This is a genomic window from Streptomyces diacarni, from assembly GCF_003323715.1.
Classification (GTDB): Bacteria; Actinomycetota; Actinomycetes; order Streptomycetales; family Streptomycetaceae; genus Streptomyces; species Streptomyces diacarni.
Map to the genome: position 1 here is coordinate 198,752 of NZ_QOIN01000026.1, position 9,055 is coordinate 207,806.

The window sequence follows — 9,055 nt, forward strand, 5'->3', positions numbered from 1 at the left end:
CGCGCCCGCCCCGGAAGGCCAGGCAAACCCGGGACGCGCGGCACGCCGCGGACGCCCAGGATCCAGACCGCCCCCGCCCAGAGCCACAGAAAGCCGCTCCCGCATGACCACCTCACAGCCCGCCACTCCCCTCGACTCCTCCGGCTCGCAACCCGGCCCCGCGCGGCCGGGCCCCGCCCAGCCCGACGGCTCCCCATCCGATCCCTCCCAGCCCGGCTCCGCGCGATCCGACACCGCGCGGGCGGGGTCCGCCGTGCCGTCCGGGACCGCGCCCGAGCAGGACGCCGCGTCCTCCCGGCCGGACGCGGCGCGCTACGACGTCCTCCGCCATCAGTTGGACACACTCACGACCGAAGCGTTTCGCAGCGAGCTGGCCCAGATCGACCAGCTGCCCACGCTGGAGATCGCCGAGATCATGAACGGCGAGGACAGCACCGTCCCGACCGCCGTGGCCGCCCGGCTGCCGCAGATCGCCGCCGCGATCGACGCCATCGCCGCGCGGATGGCGCGCGGCGGGCGCCTCCTCTACGCGGGCGCGGGGACGGCCGGGCGCATGGGTGTGCTCGACGCCAGCGAGTGCCCGCCCACCTTCAACACCGCTCCGGGCCAGGTCACCGGCGTGATCGCGGGTGGTCCCGACGCGATGGTGAACTCGGTCGAGGGCGCGGAGGACAGCCCCGAGATGGCCGCGGCCGACCTGGACGCACTGTCCTTGACCGCCGACGACACCGTGGTGGGGATCTCCGCGTCGGGGCGCACGCCCTTCGCCATCGGCGCCGTCGAACACGCGCGCGCCCGCGGTGCGCTCACGGTGGGCCTGTCCTGCAACGAGGGCTCGGCGCTCGCGGCGGCCGCCGAGCACGGCATCGAGGTCGTCGTGGGCCCCGAGCTGCTGACCGGCTCCACCCGGCTGAAGGCCGGCACCGCGCAGAAGCTCGTCCTCAACATGCTCTCCACCATCACGATGATCCGGCTGGGCAAGACCTACGGGAACCTGATGGTCGACCTGCGCGCCTCCAACGAGAAGCTGCGCGCGCGCTCCCGGCGGATCGTCGCGCTGGCGACCGGCGCGCCCGACGACGCGATCGAGTCGGCGCTCGCGGCCACGGACGGCGAGGTCAAGGCCGCCATCCTCACCCTTCTGGGTGACGTCGAAGGACCGCGGGCCCAGCGGCTGCTGGCCGCCTCCCACGGACACCTGCGCGCGGCCCTCACCGCGGCAGCCGCCGACAGCTCCGAGGGCGACGCCTGACCTTGCTCTCCCACCACGCCCTCACCACACCGACCGCCCCCACCGGACCGACCACCCGAACCGGACCGAACGCCCGTACCGCCTGCACCATGGCACCACTCAAAGAAGAGCGACCGCACCATGAGCACAGACAGCACCAAAGACCGCGCTGAAGGCAGCGGCAACCCCCACCGGCGTATCGCGGAAGCGATCCTTCCCCTGGTCGGAGGGGCGGCGAACGTCACCTCCGTCACCCACTGCATGACCCGCATGCGGCTGGCCCTGGCCGACCGCTCCCTCGTCCAGGACAAGGCCCTCAAGGCCCTCCCCGACGTGATGGGCGTGGTCGAGGACGACACCTACCAGATCGTGCTCGGGCCCGGGAAGGTCGCCCGGGTGACGCCCGAGTTCGAGGCGCTGACCCGGCAGGCCGACCCGGGCACGGCAGCGCAGCCGGCGACCGCGTCGAACACGACCGCACCGGACACCGACGCACCGGACGCGGTGACACCGCGCTCGACGGCAGCACAGGCGACGGCACCCGACACGCCGGCGGCGGCCAAGACGGCCGACGACCTCGCCGCCGAGGGCGCGGCCCTGCGCGCGGCCCGCAAGGAGAAGAACGCGACACCGGTGAAGCTGATGCTGCGCCGTATCGCCAACATCTTCGTCCCGCTCATCCCCGCGCTGATCGGCTGCGGCATCGTCGCGGGCCTCAACGGCCTGTTCACGAACGCGGGCTGGCTGCCCTCCCTCACCCCGGCACTGGCGGCGATCGCCAGCGGCTTCATGTCGCTGATCGCCGTCTTCGTCGGCATCAACACCGCACGGGAGTTCGGCGGTACACCGGTGCTGGGCGGTGCCGCGGCCGCGGTCATCGTCTTCCCCGGGGTCGCCGACGTCTCCGCGTTCGGCGAGAAGCTGGCGCCGGGCCAGGGCGGCGTCCTGGGCGCGCTGTTCGCCGCGCTGCTGGCGGTGTACGTGGAGAAGGGCTGCCGTCGCGTCGTCCCGTCCGCCGTGGACGTGCTCGTCACACCGACGCTGACGGTGCTGGTGTCGGGCCTGGTCACGCTGTTCGGGCTGATGTTCGTGTGCGGCGAGATCGCCACCGGCATCGGACACCTCGCCGACTGGCTGCTCGACCACGGCGGCGCCGCCGCAGGATTCGTCCTCGGCGGGCTCTTCCTGCCCCTGGTGATGCTCGGCCTGCACCAGGCACTCATCCCCATCCACACCACGCTGATCGACCAGAGCGGTTACACCGTGCTGCTGCCGATCCTCGCCATGGCCGGCGCGGGCCAGGTCGGCGCCGCGGTCGCCATCTACCTGCGGCTGCACCGCAACACCTCGATCCGCAAGACCATCCGCTCCGCGCTTCCCGCCGGCTTCCTCGGCGTGGGTGAGCCGCTGATCTACGGCGTCTCACTGCCCCTGGGCCGCCCGTTCATCACCGCGTGCGTGGGCGGCGCGTTCGGCGGCGGCGTCGTCGGCCTCTTCTACCAGCTGGGGACCTCGGTCGGCTCCACCGCCATCGGCCCCTCGGGCTGGGCCCTCTTCCCCCTGCTCAAGGGCAACCACGGGCTGGGCGCCATCGCCGCGATCTACGGCCTGGGGCTGGCGGCCGGGTACCTCGCCGGGTTCGTGGCCACGTACTTCTTCGGGTTCAGCAAGCAGATGCTCGCCGATCTGAACGCGCCGTCCGAGAGCGAGGCCGCCGAGCCCGAGACCGCCTCGGGCCCCTCGCCCGAGCCCCCGGCGGGCGGCACCGCCCCGGACCCCGCTCCCGCCCCGGCCCCGGCGGGTGGCGGCTCCCTCGGCGGCGGCTCCCTCGTGTGACGGGTGCACCGGGCAAGGCCTGGTGCTCCCGGGGGCCGGCACGGCTCGGGCCCGGTGAGGGCTCGGGCCGGGCCGGCGGCGCAGGTCGGGCAGCAGGGTGAGCACTCCGAGGGCGGCCAGGCCCACGCCGATCCACGCCGGGGAGAGGAGCCCGAAGTGCGGGATGGCGGCGCCGCCGAGAGCCGAGCCGAGGAGGACGCCGAGGGTGATGAAGGAGGAGTGCACCGTGTTGAGCAGCGGGCCCGTGTTGCCGGCCCGCTGGACGCGGGTGGCCATCGCCGGGTTCATGGTGACGCCGACCAGGCCGATGGCCAGCAGGAAGACGACCGCGCCCGCCCGTACGCCGGCCAGCAGCGCGAAGGCGGCGAGGAAGACGCCGTTGCTCAGCAGCCCGGTCAGCAGGACCGTGAACGCGTACCGGTCGGCGAGGCGGCCGACCACGGCGTTGCCGAGCAGGTTGGCGGCGCCGTAGGCGATCAGCAGGAGAGGGACGCTGCCCGTGGAGAAGCCGGAGACCTCGGTCAGGATCGGGTTGAGGTAGCTGAACACCGAGAAGGTCGCGCCGATGGTCAGGGTGCTGGTCGTCAGCACCAGCCAGAGCCTCCGCCGGCGGAAGACCGACAGCTCCTGGCGTATCCCGCCCCCCGCGCCGCTCCCGCCGGCGCCCTGCCCCTCCATCCGCGGGACGCGCGCCACCGTCAGCACCGCCGCGGCCACCGTCATCGCGGTGACGACCCAGAAGGCGCTGCGCCACCCGTACAGGTCGCCGACGAACGTGGACAGCGGCAGCCCCAGCAGCGTGCCCAGCATCAGCCCGCTGAGCGCCACCGAGACGGCGCGCCCGGCCTGTTCGGGCCGCACCAGGCGCACGCTGAGGGAGATGGCCGCGCCGAGGAAGGCGGCGGAGGCGGTGCCGGTGATCAGACGCGCGACGAGCATGACGGCGTAGCCGGGTGCGAGTGCGGCCAGCACGTTGCCCGCGAGGAAGACGGCGAACAGCACTGCCAGCGCCCGCTTCGGGCGCAGCCTGAGCACCGCGGCGGCGAGGAAGGGGCCGCCGAGCGTCATCGCGGCGGCGAACGCGGTGACGAGGTAGCCCACCTGGGAGAGGGAGACGTCCAGTCCTTCGGCGATCTGCGGCATGAGCCCCGCGACGAGGAACTCGCTGGTGACCATGGCGAAGATTCCCGCCGCCATGAGGTGAACGGTCAGTGGCATCAGTGTCTCCCCGACAGCGGTGTGTCCGCGGGGCGGTCCGGGTACGACGCCGGCACGCCCACAGTTATGGATGGATCAGTACAGAACTTGCCCGCACGACGCGACCGCCCCACGCGCGGCGCAGGCGGGACGACCGCCCTGCACCGGGAGGCCGGCGCGTCAGGCCGTCAGCGCCGCGACCGCCGTCGCGGCGATGCCCTCCAGGGCCGCACGGTCCGCACCGCCCTGCGCGGAGACCCGCATTCCGGCGATGACGGCGTTGACGAAGCGGGCGAGCTCAGCGGGCGCCTGCCCTGACGGGATCTCACCGGCCCGCTGCCCCGCCTCGACGGCGGCCCGCAGCGCGGCCAGCCGCAACTCGACATCCCTGGCGAGCACGTCCGCGACGCCCGGGTCGCGCGCCGCGAGCTCCACGGTGGTGTTGACCGACAGGCAGCCGATACTCCTGCCGTCCCGCCGCTGGGCGAACTCCTGCTCGATGATGCACGCGAACAGCGCCTCGAACCGTTCCAGCGCGGGCCGCCCGGCGTCCTCGACGATCTCCAGTTGCAGCGCGGTCATCGTCTCGACGTAGCGCGCCAGCGACCGCTGGAAGAGGGCATGCTTGCTGGTGAACGTGTTGTAGATGCTGCTGCGCCCCAGCCCCGTGGCCTCGCACAGGTCCTGGGTGGAAGTGGCTTCGTACCCCTTCTCCCAGAACGCCCGCATGGCCGCGTCCAGGGCCCGCTCCTCGTCGAACAGTCTCGGTCGGGCCATGCGCGTACGCTAGCACGATTATGTACCGAGCGATTCAAAATGGATTGGGCTGTCTCACGCACCGGTGCGGATTTGTGCGTGAGGAGCGGACCCGTGCGTGAGGTGCGGGCTGGGGCGGGCCTCAGCTCTGGTCCGGGTCCCCCTTGATGAGGGCGAACGTGGCGCCGGCCGGGTCCCTGAGCATGGCCAGGCGCCCGACCCCGGGGGCGTCCGTCGGCGGCATCAGCGCGCTCGCCCCCGCTCCGGTCGCCCTGGTGAACGTGGCATCGCAGTCCTCCGTGGCGAAGTACGGGTGCCACTCGGAGGCGGAACCGGCCTCCCGGTGCTCCCGCATCAGCTGCATCATGCCGCCCTGCCCCGTGTCCTGGGGCGTGCCACCGCCGGGCGCGGAGAAGACCGAGTAGACGAGACCGTCACCCATCGGCATGTCCTCGTAGCTCCAGGAGAACACGGACGTGTAGAAGTCCCGCACCGCCGCGGCGTCCGTCGTGTGGAGCTCCGTCCAGCACAGCGTCTCCGGCTCCATGACGACGTCGAGACCGACCGTCTCGCGCGGCTGCCAGACGGCGAAGTCCGCACCGGCCGGGTCGGTGAACTGCGCCATCCGGCCCGCGGTGAACACGTCCATCGGTGCGGCCCGCACGGTCCCGCCCGCCCGCTGAACGGCGGCACGGGTGGCGTCCGCGTCACGCGTGTGGAAGTACACCGTCCAACGGGGATCGCCCTCTCCCCCCAGCGGGCCGACGGCCGCCACCACCTCACCGTTCCGCCGGAAGAAGCCGTAGCCCCCCGCTTCGGGCCCTGCGGACTGGAACTCCCAGTCGAAGACGCTCGTGTAGAAGGCGACGGCGGCCTCGACGTCGGGCGCGGCGAGGTCGAGCCAGTTCGGGGTGCCGGGAACGAAGGCGGTCGTCAACATGCGGATCCTCCGGCGGGCGGAAAGCGGTGGCTGTCGCGGGCGGGCGGAGCAGGAGCTGTGCGGGCGGTCCGGGAGCTGTCACCGGAGCCGCACCGCTCGTTCCAGCCAGCATGGCAGCAGTTTGGGCCGTCCGCCGCTCAGAAACCGGTCGAAGCCACTCGGAGCCGGCCGGAGCCGGCCGACGGCCCGTGCGCGCCTGCCGGGCCACCACCAGGCGCGGGCCGACTCCGTGTCTCAGCGTGTCTCACACGTCGCCGCGCCGCAGCAGCACCCGGCCCAGACTCGCCTGCGCCGTCGCCAGTCCGCGTATCACCGGGACCGTCGTCGCCAGGAGGAAGACGCCGAGCACCAGGTTGCCGACGATGTCGGGCATACGCCCCGACATCCCGAACGCCAGATTGACCCAGCCGTCACTGTCGTCACGGGGGATCGGCCAGGACCACAGCCCGTACGTCACCCCGCCCACGCCGCCCGCCAGCCATGCCAGCGTGAGGGAGAAGGTCACCACGCGGGCCGGGAAGGCGATGACGGCGTGTACCAAATCCCGCCACGCCTGCGGATCGCGGACACCGCTCCAGCGCCCCGAACGGCCCGGGCCGGGCCCTGGCGCCACCGCCCTGGCGGTCAGCGGGCGGCCGGTCACGTTGGCGATGTGGTCGGCCTCCACCCGGGCCAGGTACCGCGCCATGGCCAGCGTTCCGGCCAGCACGGGGACTCCGACGAAGAGGATGAGCGTGGAGACGCCGAGGGCGAAGCCGGTGATCATCAGGGTGAACGAGGCGATGCCCAGGGGCAGCCCCGACAGCAGGTAGCCCACCTCGCGGCCGAAACGCCCACCGTGACCGCCACGGTCGGCAGGGAGCGCGGATACCGGCGTCATCGCCTGCGCGTGCGTCGTCGTTGTCATACCTCCACTCTCGCCGCGCGACCACGCGCCTGGCAGACGGCTGGGGCCCGTACCTCCGGTGTACCTAGCACTACCCCGCCGCGGGGTGGAGCCCCACGGCGGGGAAAGCGGCTCAGCCGCGCCGCCCGTCCCGGTGGCCCGGCTGTTCCGGCGGCTCACCCGTCCCGGCAGCCCGGCTGTTCCGGCGGCCCGGCAGACTTCAGTGGACGGTCACCGCCACGGCGTTGGAGGGCTGTCCCGCCACCACCGTGCGGACGTGGTTGAGCCCCTTGATGCCCAGCTTGACGCGCATCGAGTAGTCCAGCGAACGGTTGACGACCGAGGTCCCCGGCAGCGTCTTCCACGTGCCGTGCTGTTTCTGCTGGAGGTGCACGGTCGCGCCCGCCTCGATCCCGGTCACCTTCCCGCGCAGTCGGAACTGCTCCCAGCGCCGCACGTCGTGGCGGTCGGCCTTCACCGTGTTGGTCTTCGCCGCGTCCTCGGCCCAGGCGGCCGGGGAGGACGGGCCGCTCCCCGCAGGGACCGCGGCGGCTGCGGCGGCTGCCCTGGTGTGCGAAGTGGTGGCCGTGGGTGAGGCGGCCGCGCCGACGGTGGCCGCGCCGACCAGCCCGACGGCGACGGCGGCCGCAACGGCGTTGCGGAGACGGAAGGTTGAGGTCACGTTGCACTTCCCGTTCTCTTGAGGGACGCAGACGTACATACACCCGCAAGCGGTGCGATCGCCTGCGCACCAGACATGCCCCCGCGAACACCCATGTATCCCTGGCGGGGGAACCTGAGTGCTCCTGGAGAGGAAGCCGGACGGGAGTTCGCGTGCGCGGTGGCGGAACCCGCGCTGCGGACGGCCCGGCCTCTCACACCCCTTCCGCGTCCAGCTCCAGGGCGTTCTTCGCCCGCTCCAGCGACTCCTCCGACGCTCCCTGGCCCAGGTTCTCGGTCGCCAGGGCCTGGTTGAGGGCGACGAAGGGGCGCATGCGCCGCTCGTAGCGGGCGAAGGCGGCGCCGAAGTCGTCGGCGGTTCCGCCCAGTTCGTCGGCCAGCACGTAGGCGCCGGTCAGAGCGAGGCTGGTGCCCTGACCCGAGAGCGGCGAAGAGCAGTACCCGGCGTCTCCGACCAGCGCGACGCGTCCGCGTGTCCAGTGGTCCATGCGGACCTGCGCCATGGCGTCGAAGTAGAAGTCCGGCGCGGTCCTCATGGCCTCCAGCAGCTTCGGGGTGTCACCGCCGAGGGTGGACAGGCGGGCGGCGAGGAGAGTCCGCTGCTGCTCGGTGTCGCGGTGGTCGTAGTCGAGCGGACCCGCCATGAAGCCCAGGGTGGCGCGCAGTTCGGTGTTGTCCCGTACGGGGTAGAGGCAGTAACTGGCATCCTCCCCCTGCGACCAGACCTGCCAGTTGTCGAGGCCCGCGAAGTTGTCGGTGGAGAAGACGGCCACGTGGGCGCCGAGGTGGTGGAGGTGGTCGGACTCGGGGCCGAAGACGAGACGGCGGACCCCCGAGTGCAGGCCGTCCGCGCCGACGACGTGGTCGAAGGTGCGGCAGGTTCCGTCGGCGAAGACGGCCGCCACGCCGTCGGGGCGCTGGTCGAGCGCGGTGAGCGAGGTGCCGAAGAGGAACGCGGCCCGCCCGTCCACGCTCCGGTGGAGCAGGGCGGTCAGGTCCTCGCGGAGCAGTTCGATGTCGCCGCTGTCCATGCGCCCGCCGCTGTAGGTCATCTCCGTCGAACGCCAAAGCTCGTTGCCTTCGCCGTCGTGCATCGACATCCCGCGCATGCGCGTGCGGGCCGCGCGCGCCTCGTCGAGGAGGCCCATCCTCTCGAGTACGTCGAGTGCGACGCCGCGTACGTCGATGGCCTGGCCGCCCGGGCGGGGTGCCGGGGCGCGCTCGACGACGGTCGCATCGAAGCCGCGCTCGCGCAGCCAGTAGGCGAGGGTGAGGCCGGCGACGCTCGCGCCGGAGATGAGGACGGTGCTCATGGGAGACTCCTTCGTACGGTGTACGCGCGGTGGGGCACAGCACTGAATGTACGACGTACACGCACGACTGCCTACGCGTTCGGACCAGCCCTGACCTAGGAGTTGTCTTCAAATGTCACGCCCACATCAGGAGTGAGGCGAGGGTGACGGCTGCTTGGTAGGACTCGGCGGTCTTGTCGTAGCGGGTCGCGATGCCACGCCACTGCTTGAGTCGG

At 72.4% G+C, this 9,055-nt stretch carries 7 protein-coding genes and 2 pseudogenes; 2 read left to right on the forward strand and 7 right to left on the reverse strand.

Annotation, left to right across the window (positions count from 1 at the left end):
- Nucleotides 1-103 precede the first annotated feature (103 nt).
- Nucleotides 104-1,252: an N-acetylmuramic acid 6-phosphate etherase gene (murQ, locus tag DTL70_RS03300; RefSeq protein WP_245978955.1), complete on the forward strand. Its 1,149-nt coding sequence runs from the start codon at nt 104-106 to the stop codon at nt 1,250-1,252.
- A 120-nt stretch (nt 1,253-1,372) separates the two neighbouring features.
- Nucleotides 1,373-3,067 carry a PTS transporter subunit EIIC gene (locus tag DTL70_RS03305; RefSeq protein WP_114020294.1) on the forward strand — a complete coding sequence of 565 codons (1,695 nt, stop codon included), beginning with the start codon at nt 1,373-1,375 and terminating at the stop codon, nt 3,065-3,067.
- 267 nt (nt 3,068-3,334) lie between these two features.
- Here the strand turns inward: DTL70_RS03305 and DTL70_RS03310 are convergent.
- From DTL70_RS03310 to DTL70_RS34070, 7 genes and pseudogenes are all read right to left on the reverse strand, one after another.
- Nucleotides 3,335-4,285: pseudogene (locus tag DTL70_RS03310) on the reverse strand (MFS transporter); the annotation flags it as partial.
- A gap of 159 nt (nt 4,286-4,444) precedes the next feature.
- Nucleotides 4,445-5,041: a TetR/AcrR family transcriptional regulator gene (locus DTL70_RS03315; RefSeq protein ID WP_114020295.1), complete on the reverse strand. Its 597-nt coding sequence runs from the start codon at nt 5,039-5,041 to the stop codon at nt 4,445-4,447.
- Between the two features lie 121 nt (nt 5,042-5,162).
- Nucleotides 5,163-5,960, reverse strand: coding sequence for a VOC family protein (locus DTL70_RS03320; protein WP_114020296.1), 798 nt, complete (start codon nt 5,958-5,960; stop codon nt 5,163-5,165).
- Between the two features lie 244 nt (nt 5,961-6,204).
- The gene (locus DTL70_RS03325; protein ID WP_114020297.1) at nt 6,205-6,867 is read right to left on the reverse strand and encodes a sensor domain-containing protein; all 663 of its coding nucleotides are present in this window, start codon (nt 6,865-6,867) and stop codon (nt 6,205-6,207) included.
- A gap of 199 nt (nt 6,868-7,066) precedes the next feature.
- Nucleotides 7,067-7,528, reverse strand: coding sequence for a hypothetical protein (locus DTL70_RS03330; RefSeq protein ID WP_114020298.1), 462 nt, complete (start codon nt 7,526-7,528; stop codon nt 7,067-7,069).
- Nucleotides 7,529-7,721: 193 nt separating this feature from the next.
- Nucleotides 7,722-8,840, reverse strand: a complete 1,119-nt coding sequence (locus DTL70_RS03335; protein ID WP_114020299.1) for an FAD-dependent monooxygenase — start codon at nt 8,838-8,840, stop codon at nt 7,722-7,724.
- Between the two features lie 115 nt (nt 8,841-8,955).
- Nucleotides 8,956-9,055: pseudogene (locus tag DTL70_RS34070) on the reverse strand (IS5 family transposase); the annotation flags it as partial.